The sequence below is a fragment of the Haliscomenobacter sp. genome (assembly GCF_041740695.1).
Classification (GTDB): Bacteria; Bacteroidota; Bacteroidia; order Chitinophagales; family Saprospiraceae; genus Haliscomenobacter.
Window position 1 is genome coordinate 113,208 of the sequence record NZ_JBGSLK010000020.1, and the last position, 19,030, is coordinate 132,237.

The following is a 19,030-nucleotide window of genomic DNA, read 5'->3' on the forward strand; positions in this document are numbered from 1 at the left end:
GGCCGCCCATACCGTTAATCCAAATACCGTTTCGTCAACCCATCATACGCATCAATGCGCCGATCGCGGAAAAACGGCCACATCCGGCGCACCGCTTCGGTGCGTTGTTTGTCAATTTCGATCACCTGGGTTACCTCCTGATCAATGGGGGCACTATAGAGGATTTCCCCTTGCGCACCAGCAATGAAACTTTGTCCCCAAAAACGAATCCCCCCCGTCACTCCAGAAAAATCTTCTTCCCAACCCGTGCGGTTGACAGCAATAACCGGGAGTCCATTGGCTACGGCATGGCCCCTTTGAATGGTTTGCCAGGCACCAAACTGGCGGTCTTGTTCATCTTGAGGGTCTGTATCCGCCCAGCCAATTGCGGTGGGGTAAATCAGCACTTCTGCGCCACGCATGGCCATCAGGCGGGCACCTTCGGGGTACCATTGGTCCCAACAGACCAGAACGCCTAGTTTACCCACCGAAGTTGAAATGGGGTTGAAACCCAGGTCACCAGGGGTGAAGTAGAATTTTTCGTAGTAGGCAGGATCATCAGGGATGTGCATTTTGCGGTAACGCCCGGCTTCAGTGCCATCTTTTTCAAACACTACTGCCGTGTTGTGGTAAATGCCGGGTGCCCGCTTTTCAAAAAGGGAGGTCACCAGGACCACTTTATTTTCTTTGGCCGCCTGGGCAAAGGTATGGTAGGCTGGTCCGGGAATGGGTTCGGCCAGGTCAAACATATCGGCAGATTCCGCTTGGCAAAAGTAGATGCCGCAGTGGAGTTCCTGGAGTACGACCAGTTCGGCGCCTTGCTCGGCGCAGGCTTTGATGGCGGCGAGGCTTTTGGCGATGTTTTCGCTTTGGTTGGGGGAGCAGGTTTGTTGGATGATGCCTGTTTTCATGTATTTGGTTTATCCTATGGCTAAAGCCATGTGTTATATCCCATGGCTTCAGCCATAGTTTATCCCACGGCTAAAGCCATGGGGTGGTACTGTTTTGTGGCCTCCCACGGATAAATCCATGGGTTGGCGGTTTATGCGCAAGTAATGGAAGGTCAATTCCTCCATATTTTTAGCTCCTTTTTACATTTCGATCAGGAGGTTGCAGCCGCGGATGTCTCCGGCGTCGAGGCGACCCAGTACTTCGAAAGAACCATTGGCGTATACTTTGCCCAAGTCTTCGGTGGCGATGAAGGCTATGGTATCCAGGTTCGCCAGGTCGATCACGTTAATGACACCAGTGCGGCCTGGAAGCGTTGCGGTCAAGGGATCGTTGGGTTCACGGGTCCAGACACGGAGCGTTGGACTGGGGTGAAACAATCCCTGCCCTTGCGAGTAGGCTTGAGACAACAATTCCGTCATCCCATATTCTGAGTGGATATTTGAAACGCCTAACCCCTGAGTCAAAATTTCGTGCAATTCCGTCCGGGTCAATTCACGCCGCCGCCCCTTCATGCCGCCTGTTTCCATCACGATCAGCTCAGGGAAATCCAAATCGCCTTCCTCCGCCAAATCCCAGAGGGCAAAACTAACTCCAATCAGCACTGTCGGGATTTTTTTAGTAGTACATTCTGCCAATGTTTTGCGCAGCGCCGCATGATCGTACAGGTAAAATCCACTTTGGCGGTATTTCGACCATTGTACAAATTGCTCAGCCATATAAACCAAAGAAGAACCTTCACGTTCTAAGTAGGCGGGCAACAGTGCCACAAAACAATAGTCGGACAAAGGCCCGTAAAATGCCTCAAAACCGCGCAGGGTATTGTGGGTATAATCTTGTAAACTGCGCACTGCGTGGCGGCTCGTTTGTGCCCCCGTAGTGCCACTGCTGGAAAAAATCGCCTCGTTTGGCCATTCTCCCGTTTTTATCTCGTATTGTTTAAACAATTGAATGGGTAAACAAGGAATGGCTTCCAAACGTTGAACACTAGAGGGATTGATGTGCAACAAATCCAAAAATTGTGCGTACAGGGGATTAAACCTTGCCTGGAAGCGAAACACTTGAAGTGCAAGCGCTTCGAATCCATCAGGCTGCACATTTTGGATGAGATCATACAGATGACTCCTGGCCGACTGAAATATCATTTCTTGTTTCAATAAAAAGTCTTATTTTTTGATCAAATTGAGGCGGGATTTGAGTTTGCCCCATTTTAAACACGCTGCTGCTGGCGGCTCGAATCCGGTCAAAATTAGTAATTATGATGAAAACGTCTGGATATTTCCTTTTCTGCCTTTTGATTTTGCTGCTGGCCAGCACTTGCTCCAATCCGCCAGAATTTCCGGTTGAACCCGTGATCAAATACCTTGGAGTGAGCCATACATCCATTGCCCAAAGCCGTGGCGGTGGTATTCCTCTTGATACCATCGAAATCCGCTTCGCGTTCACCGATGGAGACGGTGATTTGGGCAGCAAAGACAGCACCAACATCTCGCTGACCGATAGCCGGGATGACTTTGAGCATTTTTTCAAGGTGAGTCAAATACCCCAACTGGGTTCCGGGGATGGCATTCAGGGCGAAATTTCGATTAAACTAACCAACAGCCCGGATACCAAATATTTTTGTTGTACCTTCCCCAACACCCGTCTGACCTGTATCCCCAGCACCACTTTCCCTACAGATTCTCTCTCTTATTTCATCCGAATTCGGGATCGTTCTGGCAAATGGAGCAACACGATCAAAACCGAGAGAATAACCATTTTTTGTAAATAAATCAGACGTATGAAAGCACATAAATCTCCCCGCAAAGCGGGCATGCACAGCCTACATGACTCCAAAAACTCAGGGGCCCGAACGATGCATTCTCAGCAAGGCATTTCCACCAAAACCATTGTCATCATTACCGCATCTATCCTGGTTTTTTTGGTGCTGATGTATTTGATGATGGCTGGGTAAACTTCGTAGTGGGGTAAAATGAACACTTATTTTTTATCGCCCTTATCTTGCAACAACAAAAAAGCCCAAGGAAGCTTCCGCTACTTTGGGCTTTTTTTATAAAATTTAGTTAAAATTATTAAACTTTCAGAACTTATTGAAAATAATGAACTACATTTGTGATATAAAATGAAATGCTATGAATAAGCTCGCATTGCTCACTCAAAGTTCTTTAGGTTCAATCTACATTTTAGTCATGATTGCTTGGGCCATTCCAAGTAATGAAGGCCGCTTTTTTGCCTTAATTATGCTCTTTTTTTTAGGCATCTGGCAATACCTAAGCGCTTTTGTTTGGATCGTTAGTGGCGACAAACGTAGAAGACATTATTTTTTATGGGCCAGCACTTACCTATTGTTTTCGCTAGTAGGTATTTATACCGGTTTGAACAAACGATTTGAATATCTGGCGTATGCCGCTTTTGTTACGCTTCCTGTTTCATTGGCCATTTGGTACCAAATCATTGCTTACCGTCACTACCAAAGTATGGAAGATGAGAAACAAGGCGAGGATGAAAACGGCGCTACAGAATTATTGTAAATCAAGCGTTCAGCACCTTGATCTGACTAAACCCATCACTCTGCTTTTTCACCTGAATTTGTACGCCAATTCGTTCTTTCAACTCTTTGACGTGCGAAATGATGCCAATGGTTTTGCCACTTGATTGCAGGTTTTCCAGGGTTGAAATGGCGAGGTCCAAACTGCTTTCATCCAGGGTTCCAAAACCTTCATCAATAAAGAGGGATTGAATGGAAGTATTGCGGCCAGCCAACTCGGAGAGCGCCAGGGCCAGCGCCAAACTTACCAAAAAACTCTCACCCCCCGACAAAGTCCGCATGCTTCGGCGATTGTTGGCTTGAAAAGTGTCCATGATTTCCAAGCCAAGGTCCTCATTCGCTTTTTTCAAAATCACATAGCGGCCATTGAGCTGCTGCAAGTGGCGATTGGCCAGTTGAATCAATTTGGCCAAAGTCAGACCCTGGGCAAAAGTGCGGAATTTTTTGCCGTCGGCTGAGCCAATCAAGTCATTGAGTTTGGCCCAACGCTGGTATTCTTTTTGCTGCGCCTGAATGGATTTTAGCAAGTTTTTGGCTTTGAGTTGTTGTTGCTCGTGTCGCTGGAGTTTTTCCAACAATTGTCCCAGGTTTTGCTCCAACATTTGCCAGGCTTTCTCTTGTTCTTCCAATACCGTTTTGAGTGCCTCGGCTTCAGGGGCCTCGCGGGTTTCCAGGATCAAGTCGGCCAGTTGATTGGCATTCTCTTGTTGTAAGCGCTTTAATTCTGCTTCCTGCCGCGCCAATTGTTCCTGCACATTGCGGATTTCCTGCTCTTCTTCGGTGCTGAGCATACTGGCGCGTAGGGCGTCTAAATCCGGCAATTGTTGGTTTTGAAGCACCAGGGTCAAACTTGTCTCCAGTTTTTGGACTTCTTGCAAAGTGCGTTTGAGTTCTGCTTGTACATTTTCCAGGCGCGTCTGAGCGGCAATATTGGCTTCTCGGAGTGCTTTTAATCGGGCGCTTTCAGCTTGCAACTGCTCGTTGGCCTGCACAATGGCCAATTGCAGGGTTTCTTTGAAGTCTTCGATGTTTTGGGTGCCAATTAATGCGATCCTTTTGTCTTGCAAAAAGGACAAAGCTTCCGTTTCTTTTTGAATGAATTGGCTAAGTTGCTCCATTTGTAGCTTTAGCTTTTGCAGGTTGTCCGCCTGTTGTTGGCGTTCAAAGCGATTTTTCTCCAGATCACGTTCCAGCGAAAGTTGTAGTTCCTGGGCTTTTTGAAAATGCTCGCGGGCATTAAGCAACGCTTGCAGGAGTTCAGTGCTATTTTCCTGATAGCCAAAATCGAGCAGGGCCAATTTTTCCAAAACGATGGCCTGTTTTTGCGCCACACGGATATTAATTTCGCTTTGTTTTTGCCCCAATTGCGCCTGCCGTTCGGCCATGATGGCACTGCGTGACAGCAGTTGTTGTTCCGCCTGCTGGAAGTCCTGGAGATTTTCCTGCAAGGTTTTTAATTCCTTGGTCAAGTTAGTCAAGGTGCCAATGGCCTGTCGGCGCGCTTGTAACAATTGTGCCGTATCCGCAAGGTATTCGCCTAAGGTGCCTGCTTCCTGATCCACGTCGAGGCCCACCAAACTACCCATAATCCGGCCTCTTTTGCCTTCCAATTCATGGATGCGCAACAGGCCTTGGCTCAGTTGGCCGTGCAGGGGTTGCTCCAATTGTTCTACCTGGGTGCTGGTTTCCCGCAATTGCAGGGCTAGATTGTGGCGGTGTAGTCGTAGCGTTTCGGCGTCAGCCTGGGCCTTTTCGTATTCTTGTAGGGCCAGGTCGACAAAGGGTTTAAACTCGTGGTAACGAAAAGGGTGTTCGGTGGAAAAACAAAGTGGGCAGGCTTCGCCCTCTTGCAGGCGGTTGCGGTCTTGTTCGTAATTGGCGATCAGGCGTTGTTGTTCGTACACTTGCTGCTTGTACAACAGGATTTCATCGCTAAATTCCTGTTCATCAAAAACATTCAAGAGTTGTTTTTGCAAATCCATCTCGCGGTGGCGCAGCGTTTCCAATTGCTGTTCCAAACTGCTGATTTCCGCCAACACTTGCCGATACGCCCCGTTTAGTTCTTGCAATTGTTCCAACTGGGTTTGGCGTTGATTGAGGCGTTCGAGGTCCTGGTACAACCAATTGAGCAAAGCCTCGTCGGAATGGGGTACATCGGGTGGCAAAGCGGCTTCGTAGGCTGCTTTCAGCTCACTTTGTCGACTCAACAATTTGGCTTTTTGAACTTGCAAATCCAGGGTTTGCGCTTGCAATGAAGTCAGCTCTTGGGTAGTTTGTGTTTGATCCTGGTTCAGCAGCGCACTTTGTTGCCGCGCCTCGTCCAAGGCAGCAATTTCGCTTTGCAAAAGGGGCAACAACGCCGCCAGTTGGTGCCAATTGGGGTGTTCCTGCAACCAGCTTTGCACCTTTTGCAGGCGTTCTGCTGCGGCTTGGTGTTCGGCTTCAAGAGCAGCGCCTTTTGCCTGACTTTGTTCCTTTTCTATCCGTAAACGCAACAGGTTCTCTTGTTGCGTTTGCAGGGGTTGGGCACGCGTATTGATCTGCACATCGAGGCGTAAGGCTTCGGCCAGGATGGGTTCCTGTTGTTTTTGCTCTAGCTGGCCTTGTTCCAGGAGCTGTTGAGCCGCACGGGTTTGGGCTTCCTGGGTCAAAAAAACTGCTTGTTGTGCATCCTCCTGCATTTGTAGTTGCACAACCTGCTCTTGGATTTGGGTTTGGGCCATCAACAAGTCGTCTAACTTCTGCAACTGGGGCTGGTACCTGCGCAAGGATTGATAGCGCTGCAAACGGGCAAATGGAATTTCTGCCGCTGTGTGGGCAAGTTCCCATTGGCTGTATTCCTCGCTGAGATTTTGTGCGCTGTTTTCCAGTTCGGTTTTGCGCTGAAGCTGTTGCTGGAAATGGCGGAGTTTTTTGAGGTTTTGCTGGGTGACTGCACTTTCTTGCTCCAGTTGTTTGGCTTGTTGGGCCAGCGCTTCGGCCTCTTCGGCGGGTAGTATTTCCAGGCGGCCTTTTTCCGCTTGCAGTTCTTTCAACAATAAATCTTCCTGTTTGTGCCGGGCAAAAGCAGCCTTCGACAACTCGCTGTAAATTTCGGAACCCGTAATTTTTTCCAACAACTCACTGCGTTCTCTTTCGTCGGCGTGTAAAAAAGCGGCAAAATCACCCTGGGCCAATAACACCGAGCGCCGAAAACGATCGTAATCCAGGCCAGTCAATTCTTCAATGAGTTGATCGACTTCTTTGCCCTTTTGGCCAATGGTGAGGAACTCCTGTTTTTCAAAGTCCCAACGCTCCAGTCGGCGCACAGGCTCCTGGATTTTGCCTTCCAGTTTCCCCCCCGAGCGGTGCATGCCCCATTTTGCGCGAAGTAGGATGTTGTTGTTTTCAAATTCCACTTCAGCCAAACATTGGGTCGCTCCAAAGGACAATACTTCGCCTCGTTCGCTACCCCTTGGCAACTTTCCAAATAGGGCCAATGTGATCGCGTCCAAAATGGTACTCTTCCCCGCTCCAGTGTCCCCTGTGATGGCAAACAACCCAGTGGTTCCCAGCGGAGCTGCCAGAAAGTCGATCTCGGCATCGAGGCGGAGGGAGTGGAGGTTTTTTATGGTAAGTTTGCGGATCTTCATAATAAAGTGAAAAGTGAAAAGTGAATAGTGAATAGCGCTTCGGCTTACTTCGACTCCGCTCAGTAACCAACACTCAGCGACCACGCTTCGGCTTACTTCGACTACGCTCAGTAACCAACGCTCAGCGACCGGGCGGCTATGGGCTATTCAAACCTTCCACTAACTCACGAAAAGTGGCTTCCAATTCGGTCCATTCTTCTGTGCTGCGCTGGTCTTTTTCGGCCCGTTTGCGAAAAACTTCGAGGACATCCAGGGATTCCAGGGATTCTACCACGGCGTCCAATTGTTCGTCGAGGGCCTGGTATTGGCGTTCGAGGCGAATTTTGAGGATTTCGAGTGGCAAATCTTTGACGAGGGTGCGCAAGTGGCTATCGAGTTGAGGGATGAAGGTAGGTGATTGTACGATGACTTCAACCCAGGCTGGCAGCGCTTCGCGCTCTTTGTTGCCAAAAATTTGCAGTTTATCTTCTACTTCGGCCAAAGTACCTTGAATGGTTTTGAGGCGGCGAAAAGTGGGCGCGGGTAAAAAGCGGACTTCACGCAGGGTGTGTCCATCAAAATCCAGGCAATACACCCCTTTTTCGTCTTTGGTTTCGCTAAAACTAAGAGGGATCAGCGAACCAGAATACCGCACCCGCTGGTTTCCGGCGACGGCTTGCGGGCGGTGGATGTGCCCGAGGGCTACATAGGAAAACAGGTCGGGCAGGATATCAACATCCAGGTTTTCGGTGTTGCCAATGTAGATGTTGTCTTGTTTGTCGGAGGCATGAGCGCCTTGGGCGTACAGATGCCCGGTGGCGAGAATGGGCACGTTTTGGGCGCGGTAAGGCTCCAGCAAGGCACCCATGTCCTGGTAGCGTTGACGAATCCCGGTTTGAATGCGTTGAATCCGGTCAAGGGTTGTTTCTCCGCTTACACTCGGCGAAAGGTCGCGGTCGCGCAAAAAGGGGATCGCGGCAATGACTGCCTCCAGTTCACCTGCGGCATTTTGGAGCAACAAACAGTCTTGTTCGAGGTTTTCGGAAGCGGCACCCACCACCCGAATGTTGAGGTATTCCAATAATTCGCGGGGCGCATCCAACATTCCGGGCGAGTCGTGATTGCCCCCGATGATGACAATGTGTCGACAAGTGGTGTGCAACAAATTGGTCAAAAAATTATAGTACAATTTCCGCGCCGGGTGGGGTGGGTTGCCGTTGTCGAATACATCCCCCGTCAGGATTAGGGCATCGGCCTGCTCCTGGACAATGGTCTCGTGGAGCCATTGCAGGGCCAGGTGTTGCTCATCGCCCCGCTCGTTGAAAAGGAGGCGTTGACCGAGGTGCCAATCGGAGGTGTGGATGATTTTCATGGTGGTACTTGTGGGGGATAAAGATAGCAAAAAATGGATTGGGGGGAAAGTGTGTCGCAGTCCCTGTTCAAACCATCACCCCAACAAAAACACCGTCATCGTCCGCGCGCCATGCGCCCCCAAGACCAACGACTGTTCAATGTCCGCAGTTTTGGAAGGCCCAGCAATAAACACCCCAAAGCCATACTCCTGCCTCTGCAAACGTTCATAGGCCTGGTGCATGTTGGCAACGAGTGCATCCGCTGGCAGCACAATGGCCAGGTGTTGGCAAATAAAAGGCACTACTCGTTGTTGGTAATTGGCTTCCGTCACCCAAATGGCCGAGTTTTCCGCCACCCCAAAGGTTCCGGTGATGATGGCCAGTTCTACATTCTCCAGCTCATGTGGGTCAGCATTTTCGGGAATGGGTTCGGCCAGGTGTTGCAATGCGGGGATGGAACTGATGATGCGCCCGGGGTAGGGATTTTCTTGTAGATAAGCCTCTATACTCGCATAATCCGCTACTCGCACAGGTTTACCACCAATGGTACTCAACACGGTCATAAACTGATCCAAGACCTCAGTGGTTCGCACCGGGAATGATGTCAAATCCGGTAAGGGGCGTTCATCCGTAGGTTGATTGGCCCGCACTTTGGCCAATATTTGATCGCGTACTGACATATTCCTACAAGTTAACTTCTATTTTTTAGATACCAGTCCCGGAACGATTCTTTGGGCGCTGCGGGCATTTCGCGTTGTTTGAACCAGGGATTGAAGGAATTACTGACCATTCCCGGGATGACGCGCATGGCCCAACGCCCCATTTTGCCCATACTCCGGTACACCATTGGGCTGGACAACACGCTAGACATCATTTTGAGGCCCATTTTTTTGCCAAAATCCACTTTGCCCTGTCGGGTCAGTTCCTGCCGCCATTCATAAAGCTGTTCATGGATGTTGATCTTGACCGGACAAACGTTGGAGCAGGAACCACAGAGGGTGGAGGCAAAAGGCAGGTCTGCGTTTTTGGTCATGTCGAGGTTGGGAGCCAAAATGGCACCGATGGGCCCCGCTACGGCGTTGTGGTACGAATGCCCACCACTGCGGCGATAAACAGGGCAAGTATTCATACAAGCCCCACAACGGATACATTTGAGCGAATTGCGGAAGGCTTCGCGACCCAACTGCTGGCTCCGGCCATTGTCCACCAGTACGATGTGCAATTGGGCACCTTTTCTTGGGCTTTTGAAATGGCTGGAATAAGTGGTGATCGGTTGCCCGGTTGCGCTGCGGGCCAGGAGGCGCAAAAATACTCCTAAGTGTTCGCGGCGAGGGATGATTTTTTCGATGCCCATACAGGCAATGTGGACATCGGCGAGGTGGACGCCCATATCGGCGTTGCCCTCGTTGGTGCATACCACAAATTCGCCAGTTTCGGCTACGGCAAAGTTCACTCCGGTTAAGGCTACACGGCGACTGAGGAATTTGTCGCGCAAGTGCTGGCGGGCCGCTTCGGTCAACAATTGAGGATCGGCATTCCCCTTAGGCGTCCCCAAATGCTGGTGAAACAACTCACCAATCTCTTCTTTTTTCCAGTGGATACAGGGCATCACGATGTGGCTGGGTGGTTCATCGGCCAATTGTACGATGCGTTCGCCCAGGTCGGTATCGACTACTTCAATGCCATTTTTGGCCAGGTATTCGTTGAGGTGGCACTCTTCTGTGAGCATCGATTTGGACTTGACCATGCGTTTAGTGCCAGCTTGTTGCAGGAGGGAAAGAACGATTTGATTGTGTTCTGCTGCGTCAGCCGCCCAATGCACGATGGCCCCGTTGGCAGTAGCTTGCCGCTCAAAGGATTCGAGGTAGTCCGCCAAATTTCCCAATACATTGTCCTTGATGGCGGAGGCGGTATCGCGTAAGCTTTCCCAGTCTTCGTAGAGGGTATGCGCTGCTATATCCCGTTTTTGGCGAATCCACCAGAGGGTGGCATCGTGCCAGTCTACGCGGGGTTCATCCGCGTTGAAACGTTCAGATAATTCGGGATGTTTGGGTTTGGTAGACATTGCGTGCAGTTTACGGACTAAAGTAACTGCTTTCTCGTATAAAATCCTACTGGTACTCTACTGTATGGTTCAATTTTTGGTTAAAACGTACTACCCTGAGGTGAATCTTCGTGTCTTAGGTTTCTTAGGTGGTGAAAAGAATCATTATTTCACCACCTAAGAAACCTAAGACACCAAGGGGCACCTCAGTAGTTTTTATTTCAGGGCCAACACCACCACAGAAAATGGCGGCACCTTCACCTTCAACTGACTACCACTCAAGGTTGCACCATTGTACACGGCAGGTTTGATTTTTTCAGGATTTTCAAAAGTATTGTGATCCTGCAAAGTAGGCGCTGTCAACACCCGGCCATTCACGCTGGCGTACTTGGCACCACGCAAATCAATGGTGATTTCCTGGGCTTCCCGGGCGTGGATATTGGTCAGTGAAATGTGCGTGACACCCTCCTTGTTTTTGGAAGCAGAACAAGTCAAGGCAGGCAATTGGCGATTGTCCAGTTTGTACTGGTTCGTCTGAATCGTCAAAGGCAACATCGTAGCCTCTTGATGCACATTGTACATTTCCATCACGTGGTAAGTCGGCGTCAGGATCATTTTTTCTTCCTTGGTGAGGATCACTGCTTGCAGTACGTTGACGATTTGAGCCAGATTGGCCATTTTCACCCGTTCGCAATGGTTTTGAAAAATGTTCAAGGTCATGCCCGCCAGCACGGCATCGCGCATGGTATTTTGTTGGTACAAAAACGCGCCATTGGTACCTGGTTCTACGTCGTACCAGCCACCCCATTCATCCACGATAAGGTCGACCCGTTTGTTGGGATCGTACTTGTCCATGATGTTGCTGTGGCGGGTCACCAGTTCTTCCATTTGATAAGCCCGTTGCATGGTGGTGAAGTACTGGTCTTCAGAAAAGGTGGTAGAGGGTCCTTTTTTATTCCAATCGATGACGGAATAGTGGTGCAGGGCCACGGCATCTAGCATGTTGTGGGGAATGTCGCGCATCAACACCTCCGTCCAGTTGTAATCCGCATCGCTGGCACCGGAGGCAATCTTGTACAGGCGGTCATTGCCCGTTGAAGTCATGAAGGTGGCATATTGGCGGTAAATATTGGCGTAGTACTCGGGTTTCATGTTGCCGCCACAGCCCCAGGCTTCGTTGCCCAAGCCCCAAAAGCGGACTTTCCAAGGCTTTTCACGGCCATTTTCCTTGCGCAGTTTGGACATGGGGCTGACTCCGTCGAAGTTGGTGTACTGCACCCAATCGGACAATTCCTGAACCGTGCCACTGCCTACGTTTCCAGACAGATAGGGTTCGGTGCCCAGTTTTTCGCACAAGTTCAAAAAGTCGTGGGTACCAAAACTGTTGTTCTCGGTTACATTTCCCCACCAGGTATTGACAATCGTGGGGCGATTGGCAAGGGGGCCAATGCCGTCTTTCCAGTGGTAGGTATCGGCAAAACAACCACCCGGCCAGCGCAGGTTGGGTATTTTGAGTTTGATCAAAGCGTCGATCACGTCTTTGCGCACCCCATCTACCGTAGGGATTTTGGGATTGTTTGTCCCTACGTAAATCCCATCGTAGATGCACCGGCCCAGGTGTTCGGAGAAATGGCCGTAAATGTGCTTGCTAATGGTGTGTTTGCCGAGGTCGGCATTGAGTACAGCCTGGTTTTGGGCGTACACAAAAAGGCTGCACAAAGTCAGCAGCAGTGTCAGATGTAGGTTTTTCATTGTTTACGTTTACGTAAGAAGTGGGGCAAAAATAAGCATTCATTTTCTCTGAGCCAAAGGATTAGATAAGACACTTGAAATGAACCGTTTACTCATCTAATCCTTTGGCAAAATGAACACTTATTTTTTTATCGCCCTTAAGAATAATTGTAAAAATAACTTTTAAAGGGAAAGTGGCAAAAATTTTGGTGGGATTTTGAAAAAAGGGGAAGCCCTTGGACAATATAGACTGTGCAACAGTAGAGCCCAAGATAGTTATATCCAGACATTGTGTTACTTTTAAACCTCCCCATTCAAAACCTACGATCACATGAAAACAAGCCATTTTATAGCTTTAACCTTAATCGCATGGTCAACCATCTTGCCACTTCCAGCCCAAGCTCCCACTCTGGAAACCGGCGCCCAAAAACCCATGCCCGCCGAATGGATCGATCGCAGCACTGGGCACCACATCAAACGACTCAGCCCGATCGACCAACCCAACGAGAGTTTTTATTTCCACAACAATCCCTTCATCAAAACGCCTGACGGCAAAGCGGATCTGATGATTTATTATCGCGGCCCTCAGTTGTATGTGCTCAATTTAAAAACGATGGTGCATACCCAGCTTACCCATAAGTTGACTCGAAAAGCCGGGGAAATTATAGGAAAAATCCACCGGGAAGTTTTTTATCAAGTCAAAGACAGCGTATTTGCCACGCATATTGACCGGGCCAGCACCCGCCTGGTTTGTGTTTTTCCGCCCGATTTTAAAGGGTCAATTACGACCCTGAACGCTAATGAAACCTTGCTGGCGGGTAGTTGGGCCGCGCCTGCCAAAGATTCCATTTACAAGCTTCACCCCGCCAAAGGGGAATATTTCGACCGGATTTTTGACGCCAAAATCCTCCATACCTTGTTCACCATCAACCTAAAAACCGGAGCTTTAGAAAAAATCCACAGCGAGAACACTTGGTTGGGACACATCCAGTTTTCGGTCACCGATCCCAACATTCTGATGTTTTGCCACGAAGGACCCTGGCATAAAGTGGATCGCATCTGGAACATCAACCTCAAAACCAAAGTGATCCAAAAAATCCACACCCGCACGGTAGCGCGCGAAATTGCGGGGCACGAATTCTGGAGTTGGGACGGCAAAACCATCTGGTACGACTTGCAAATGCCGCGTGGGGAAACCTTCTTCCTGGCCGGGTACCGCGTGGCGGATGGCCAACAAACCCGCTACCAAATGATCCGCAATGAGTGGTCGATCCATTTCAACATTTCCCGGGATCAAAAACTGTTCTGCGGGGATGGCGGGAATCCTGGCCAGGTTGCAAAAGCCCAGGACGGCATGTGGATTTACCTTTTTCACCCCGAAAAAGACCATTTGAGGTCCGAAAAACTGGTCAACATGAAGCTGCACGATTATCGCCTGGAGCCGAATGTGCATTTTTCGCCGGATGGGAAATGGGTGATTTTTCGGGCGAATTTTGAGGGTATGAGTCAAATTTATGCAGTGGAATTGTAAGCGGCAGCATCCCTTAGGTGGTACTATGGTGTCTCAGGATTCTTAGGTGGTGAAAGAACTTCTTTTTTCACCACCTAAGAAACTTAAGGCACCTAAGATTTCACCTAAGGGGTTTTGCGTCTTAAGAGCATAGTTATCGACTATTTCGTCAACTCACCCAGCAAGCCAGCAAACTCCCCCGCCAAATGCCTTCTCGTAAACTGCTGAATCCCTTCCGCACTCCCTTTTAAATCTCCATTCTGGTACGCTGCAAAAAACGCCAAAATGCTGTTTTTCAGCCCCTCAACATCTTCGTAATTGTGCAGCGCCCCACCTTTGGTCAGCTCTACTACTTTCGCCGAGTCGCTATCCACGGGGCCGATGGCCAGCAAGGGGCGGCCCGATCCGAGGTACTCGTACAATTTGCCCGGTATGATCGTGCGGGCATTTGGTGAGTTATTGATCAAGAGGAGCAACACTTGGGATTGTTGTTGGTACAAAACCGCCTCTGAGTGTGGTACAAAGTCAATAAACTCAGTGTTGGCTTCCAATCCATATCTCTGCACCGATTCGCGCACCGAAAAATCGGTTGGGCCAATCAGGCGAATTTTTAACTTTTGCTGCAATGCTGGTGCGGCGGCCAGGGCAGCTTGTACCGCCTGCCAAAACACCTCAGGGTTGCGATCTTTGTTCATCGAACCGATGTGGGCAATCGAAAATTCAGCATCCAGTTTGGCTGTTTCCGCTTGCGCAAAATCGGCATCGTCAAAACCATTCGGGATGACCGCGATGTCTTTTCTGCCGCAGAGTTCTACAAACTCATCCCGCGAACGCCAGGTAACCGCCACTACTCGGGAAGCTGTACGCAATACCTTTTGCTCCAAAGCTTTGTGGCGTGCATCCGCCCAGGAAGTGAGGCGCAGGTCTTTGTAAAAATCAATATTGGTCCAAGGATCCCGGAAATCAGCCACCCAGGGAATACCCGTGGCCTTGTGTACCCCTTCCGCAATCAGGTGCATGCTGTGCGGCGGGCCGGTGGATACGATGGCATCTACTGGATGTTCTTGCAGGTATTTCGTCAGGTATTTGATCGAGGGTTTGATCCAAAACATCCGGGCATCGGGGATAAAAAAGTTGCCCCGAATGAAGACGGATACCTTTTGAGCCAGGCTTTCTTTTTTGCCTTCGTTGATGAAGCCAGAGTAGATTTTTTCCTCTTTTTTGCGGCCCAAAAATTGCTTGTACAATTGATAAGGCTCCCAAATCGGCGTTTTGACCACCTGCAAGTCTGGTGCAACTTCCTTGGCCAGGCTTTCATCAAAGGCAGCCGTTTCTCCATTTTCAGGCGTGTACACCACGGGTTCCCAGCCGAACTGCCGGATGTATTTGGTCATTTTGACCCAACGCATTACGCCGCCGCCGCCAGCGGGGGGCCAGTAATAGGTAATGAGTAGGAATTTTTTCATAAGGACGCAAAAGTAGAGAATAAATGGTTTAGGAGGTTTAGGAAGGTTGAGAAAGTTGAGGCTACCGCGAGCGATTTTGACAAAGTCCTTGTCTAAGTTGCTCGCGGTAGCCTAAACCTTCCTAAACCTTCTCAACCTCCTCAACCCCTTTAAAAATAAAGCATGGCAATGGAGCCACAGACTGCTTTGACCAACAATAAACCGTCAATTACGATGAGATAGTACATAGTGGACCGCCTTTTTTTGAGGGCTTGCACCGCAAACAGCATGGCTATGAAGGGCAGGGTATTCAAGCTTATTTTCATTATCGAAAAATTGTGGGTAAAGCCGTACAACCAAAAAGTAGCGAGGCCAATGATGCTCAAAGGGAGTAAAATCGTAAAAAGGGTATTCCGCAACCCTCGCTGCACCACAAAGGTATTCAGTCGCTGGCGGGCATCGTTGGCATAGTCCTTGATGTCGAACATGATGCCGATCAAAGCAATGAACATCAGGTTTTTGAGGAACAAACGATAACCTACCCCATCCAATCCACCCGGCTGCCCGTGGGTAATCTTGTGCCACAAAATGGGATACAAAGTGCAAATGCCCGCCCAACAAAAGCCAATGATGAAGGGTTTGAGCACTCCAATTTTGCGCAGGTTGTACTGCTCATTGAAGCTGATGCCGTAATAACAAATGCCGAGGAAGGGGATTGATAAGCTCAAAGCCCATTGCACGGCACTCATTTGCAGCATGGCCCGGCCATAAGTAAATACAAAATAAAGGGCATATCCGCAACAAATCAGCAGCAAAATGGCCTGGCTAAATCGCACGAAAGGCTTGTGATTGCTGTACCACCTTGCCCTTAAATCTGGTACGGTTTGCATTTTGTCCAAAAGGTAAGGTAAGGTATAAAACCAGGTAGTCAGGGCAAAAACTGCGAGGTAATAGGCCCAATCTGCCAGCGGGTATGCTTGCTGCAATGCCGCTTCGATGGAGAGGGCAACTGCACACAGTCCATAAAAATAATTTCCGTAAAAAAAGCCCTGAACGGTGGAGCGAATTTGCATGGAGCCTTGGTTGTACAACCTTATTCATTCCATGTAAAATTACAGTACTTGGATCAAAAATGAAACGATTCAATTTTATCCCCCAGTACAAATTGCCGCATTTCTTCATCCAGTTGTTGAAAGTCTGGTTTTTCCACCCTTTGGACAATTTCGCCACCCCGTAAAACAAAGATTTGGTCGCAGGTATCGTTTAGGGTGGAAAAAATATGTGAGGAAATCAGGATGGTTTTCTGTGCAGCTTTTAAACGTTCAATGATTGCCGTAATGAGCATATTGCTTTGGATGTCCACGCCATTGAAGGGTTCATCCAGGATAAAAAAATCGTTCTTTTGCAGCAGAATGCCCGTGAGTGCCAACTTCTTTTTCATACCCGTTGAATAGGTTTCAGCGTACTGCGCCAAGGGTAAATCGAAGATGTTTTTTTCGGCAAAATTGTTCAGCGGGATATTCCGGGCATTGCACAACAATTGCAGGTATTCCGATCCAGTAATTTTGGGCAAAAAATAAGGATTGGTGGGTAAAAAACCCAGGTGGTTTTTCAAAATTGAATAGGGACTACTGATGCTGCCAGAACAATCCTCCAAACCTGCAATACACTTGAACAAAGTGGTTTTGCCCGCACCATTTTCGCCCACCATGCCGTATACTTTTCCTGGCTCCAGCTCGAAGTTGATTTGTTTCAATACCGTTTTTGAGCCGTAATTTTTACTCAAATTTTCAATCTGGATCATTGCAGATAAGTATTTAGCCGTTGAACAGCTCGTTTGTAAAACAGGGGTAGCACCATCAACAATAAGGGCGGAAACCACATGCTAAGGCCAAAAAAAAGCGCCTGAGGCAAACTCATTTCCTGAGGGTAAGCGGAGTATTTGGCCAAAATCATTGCCCCAATCAAGAACAAGCCTAAAGCTAAAACCAGAAATAAAATCCAGCTCTTATCCCAGAAAAAAATGCTTAGCACCACAATCAAAGGTAGCGTCAGCATGCTTAGATATAGCCAAGCAGTAGCCATTTTTTTGAGCAAAAAATGTCGTGGCGTGCAGTTGTACATCCACACGTAATAGTCGTTTTCCGGCAGGGCATAATGGCTCATGGCCAATAAACATATAAATGCCAGGCTCCCCACACCAAGGTTGAAATTGGTAACTTCAATGGCCTTCCATGCTACAAAATAGGCCAGCAAATAGAGCAGCCAGTATTTGCGAAACCCCGTTGTAAACTCAAATGGAAAGCGGGAAAAAGGGGTCGGAATGGTCAGACTCAAGCGAGTGCCTGAGTTGAACAAGCTAAGGGTCAAAGCTGCCGGCAATAAACCAAGTGCCAGTAAAAACTCGGTTTTAAAACATAAAAAAACGACAAAGGGCAATACGAGCAGGCCATTTTCAGCAGCCCGAACACGCCGATAAGTCGACAATGGGAAGGTCGTTTTCAAAAAATCATTGCGTTCCTTTTCGCCAAAACCAAACACCACGCTAAGGCCAGTAGCAACATAAATGTATCCGGCATAGGTCGTTTTGTAAAATAGGTAGAAGGATAAGCCAAGGAAAATCAGTACGCCAAGGATGTAACCTAAAACAGGGTGCAGTCCTAGTTCTTCCATTTTCCGGCTCAGGATTCGTTGTTGAAGGACAAAATAGTAGTACATGCGCCGATTAGTTGCCAATAAAACTAAAGAATTACAAAAGGGGTTATTTTTGCAGCACCTCCACCGTATTCAACTCCGGCCCACCACCCCGATTTTTTGAACCAGCGCCGATGTACAATTTCCCTTTGACCTTCACCACTTGGGTACCGTGGCGAGTGGTGGTGAGTTTAGCCCATTTTTCCCACACATTCTTTTTCACATCATAAGCTTCCACTTCGTTGTGCGCCTCCACATGAGTTGTCGATTCCCCGCCGATGATCAATACCTTGCCCTTATAAGCGATAGCTGTAGCACCAGCCCGTGGCGTGGGGATGTTTTTACTGGCATCCAGGGTCGTCCAGGTATTGGTTTTAAAATCGTAAATGTCTACCTCATGCAAAGTAAGTTGAAGCACCTGGTTCGTTTTGGCCCAGGACGTGCGGCCTCCAGCCACCACCAGTTTGTCTTTGACTACTGCTACGGAAATGTGGTCGCGGGCATGTGGCGCATCGGGCAGTTTACTCCAGGTGTTGGTAGCCGGGTCATATTCGTCAAACCAGCCCACAAAGCCATCCCAATGCCCATCCTGAATGCCACAAACGATGTAAAATTTGTCGTTGCGAATGAAGGTGCCCGCTGCACCGCGCAGGCGGTCTTTCGGGATTTCCGGCCCTTTGCGCCAGGCATTTTGCACGGGGTTAAAAATGTAAATGTTTTCAATGGGCTTCTCGTGTGGATAGCTGCCAGTAAAAGCCCCCATTACATAGATTTCTCCTTTGTAACTCAGTGCCTGAAAGTGGCTCATTTCCATCGGCGTTTGTTGCAAAGCCTTCCAGGTTTTGGTTGACAAATTGAGTTCATCCACGGGCCGCATGCCCCTACCCCCCAACAAATACAAGCGATTGCCAATGGCAGCCATCGCGTTTTCGTGGCGAGTGCTACATTCGTTTTGGGTAGGTAAAATCTGCCAGTTTTGGGCCGTGGCAAACCCACTGAGGCACAGGATGTTGAGGAAAAGAAGACCAATGCGCATGTTTGTTCAAGTTTGGGTAAAGATAATCAAGATGAAAAGGTCAAATGAATATCCAGCAAAATTATGTCGCAATTGCCCCACAAGCTGTCGCATTCACACCACATTTTGTTTCTAAAATAAATTACCTTTGCA

The 19,030-nt window shown here is 48.8% G+C and carries 16 protein-coding genes; 4 read left to right on the forward strand and 12 right to left on the reverse strand.

Annotated features, from left to right (window positions below):
• Positions 1-14 precede the first annotated feature (14 nt).
• Both ACEW9O_RS03975 and ACEW9O_RS03980 read right to left on the reverse strand, forming a co-directional pair.
• Positions 15-890: a carbon-nitrogen hydrolase gene (locus ACEW9O_RS03975; protein ID WP_373548832.1), complete on the reverse strand. Its 876-nt coding sequence runs from the start codon at positions 888-890 to the stop codon at positions 15-17.
• A gap of 180 nt (positions 891-1,070) precedes the next feature.
• On the reverse strand, positions 1,071-2,084 hold the full coding sequence (locus ACEW9O_RS03980; protein WP_373548833.1) for an acyl transferase: 1,014 nt from the start codon (positions 2,082-2,084) through the stop codon (positions 1,071-1,073).
• A gap of 101 nt (positions 2,085-2,185) precedes the next feature.
• Here ACEW9O_RS03980 and ACEW9O_RS03985 point away from each other — a divergent pair, with 101 nt between their 5' ends.
• From ACEW9O_RS03985 to ACEW9O_RS03995, 3 genes are all read left to right on the forward strand, one after another.
• Positions 2,186-2,698 carry a hypothetical protein gene (locus ACEW9O_RS03985; RefSeq protein WP_373548834.1) on the forward strand — a complete coding sequence of 171 codons (513 nt, stop codon included), beginning with the start codon at positions 2,186-2,188 and terminating at the stop codon, positions 2,696-2,698.
• A gap of 9 nt (positions 2,699-2,707) precedes the next feature.
• On the forward strand, positions 2,708-2,881 hold the full coding sequence (locus ACEW9O_RS03990; protein WP_373548835.1) for a hypothetical protein: 174 nt from the start codon (positions 2,708-2,710) through the stop codon (positions 2,879-2,881).
• 178 nt (positions 2,882-3,059) lie between these two features.
• Entirely contained in the window at positions 3,060-3,458 is a 399-nt protein-coding gene (locus ACEW9O_RS03995; RefSeq protein WP_373548836.1) for a hypothetical protein, read from the forward strand.
• A 1-nt stretch (position 3,459) separates the two neighbouring features.
• Here the strand turns inward: ACEW9O_RS03995 and ACEW9O_RS04000 are convergent, their stop codons facing one another.
• The 5 genes from ACEW9O_RS04000 to ACEW9O_RS04020 form a co-directional block, all read right to left on the reverse strand.
• Complete coding sequence (locus ACEW9O_RS04000; protein WP_373548837.1) at positions 3,460-7,107, reverse strand: SbcC/MukB-like Walker B domain-containing protein; 3,648 nt, start codon at positions 7,105-7,107, stop codon at positions 3,460-3,462.
• 136 nt (positions 7,108-7,243) lie between these two features.
• Positions 7,244-8,458, reverse strand: coding sequence for an exonuclease SbcCD subunit D C-terminal domain-containing protein (locus ACEW9O_RS04005; RefSeq protein ID WP_373548838.1), 1,215 nt, complete (start codon positions 8,456-8,458; stop codon positions 7,244-7,246).
• Positions 8,459-8,533: 75 nt separating this feature from the next.
• Positions 8,534-9,118 (reverse strand): lactate utilization protein C, encoded by a 585-nt coding sequence (locus ACEW9O_RS04010; protein ID WP_373548839.1) that lies wholly within the window; start codon positions 9,116-9,118, stop codon positions 8,534-8,536.
• 11 nt (positions 9,119-9,129) lie between these two features.
• Positions 9,130-10,503 (reverse strand): lactate utilization protein B, encoded by a 1,374-nt coding sequence (locus ACEW9O_RS04015; protein WP_373548840.1) that lies wholly within the window; start codon positions 10,501-10,503, stop codon positions 9,130-9,132.
• 195 nt (positions 10,504-10,698) lie between these two features.
• Positions 10,699-12,234, reverse strand: coding sequence for an alpha-N-arabinofuranosidase (locus ACEW9O_RS04020; RefSeq protein ID WP_373548841.1), 1,536 nt, complete (start codon positions 12,232-12,234; stop codon positions 10,699-10,701).
• A 310-nt stretch (positions 12,235-12,544) separates the two neighbouring features.
• Between ACEW9O_RS04020 and ACEW9O_RS04025 the strand changes: the two genes are divergently transcribed.
• Entirely contained in the window at positions 12,545-13,744 is a 1,200-nt protein-coding gene (locus ACEW9O_RS04025) for an oligogalacturonate lyase family protein (protein ID WP_373548842.1), read from the forward strand.
• Between the two features lie 140 nt (positions 13,745-13,884).
• Here the strand turns inward: ACEW9O_RS04025 and ACEW9O_RS04030 are convergent, their stop codons facing one another.
• From ACEW9O_RS04030 to ACEW9O_RS04050, 5 genes are all read right to left on the reverse strand, one after another.
• On the reverse strand, positions 13,885-15,189 hold the full coding sequence (locus tag ACEW9O_RS04030) for a glycosyltransferase (RefSeq protein WP_373548843.1): 1,305 nt from the start codon (positions 15,187-15,189) through the stop codon (positions 13,885-13,887).
• A gap of 149 nt (positions 15,190-15,338) precedes the next feature.
• Positions 15,339-16,241 (reverse strand): hypothetical protein, encoded by a 903-nt coding sequence (locus tag ACEW9O_RS04035; protein WP_373548844.1) that lies wholly within the window; start codon positions 16,239-16,241, stop codon positions 15,339-15,341.
• Positions 16,242-16,294: 53 nt separating this feature from the next.
• Positions 16,295-16,972: an ATP-binding cassette domain-containing protein gene (locus ACEW9O_RS04040; protein WP_373548845.1), complete on the reverse strand. Its 678-nt coding sequence runs from the start codon at positions 16,970-16,972 to the stop codon at positions 16,295-16,297.
• Complete coding sequence (locus tag ACEW9O_RS04045; RefSeq protein ID WP_373548846.1) at positions 16,969-17,886, reverse strand: ABC transporter permease; 918 nt, start codon at positions 17,884-17,886, stop codon at positions 16,969-16,971. Before ACEW9O_RS04045 ends, ACEW9O_RS04040 begins: the two co-directional genes overlap by 4 nt.
• 43 nt (positions 17,887-17,929) lie before the next feature.
• Positions 17,930-18,898, reverse strand: coding sequence for a Kelch repeat-containing protein (locus ACEW9O_RS04050; RefSeq protein ID WP_373548847.1), 969 nt, complete (start codon positions 18,896-18,898; stop codon positions 17,930-17,932).
• Positions 18,899-19,030 lie beyond the last annotated feature (132 nt).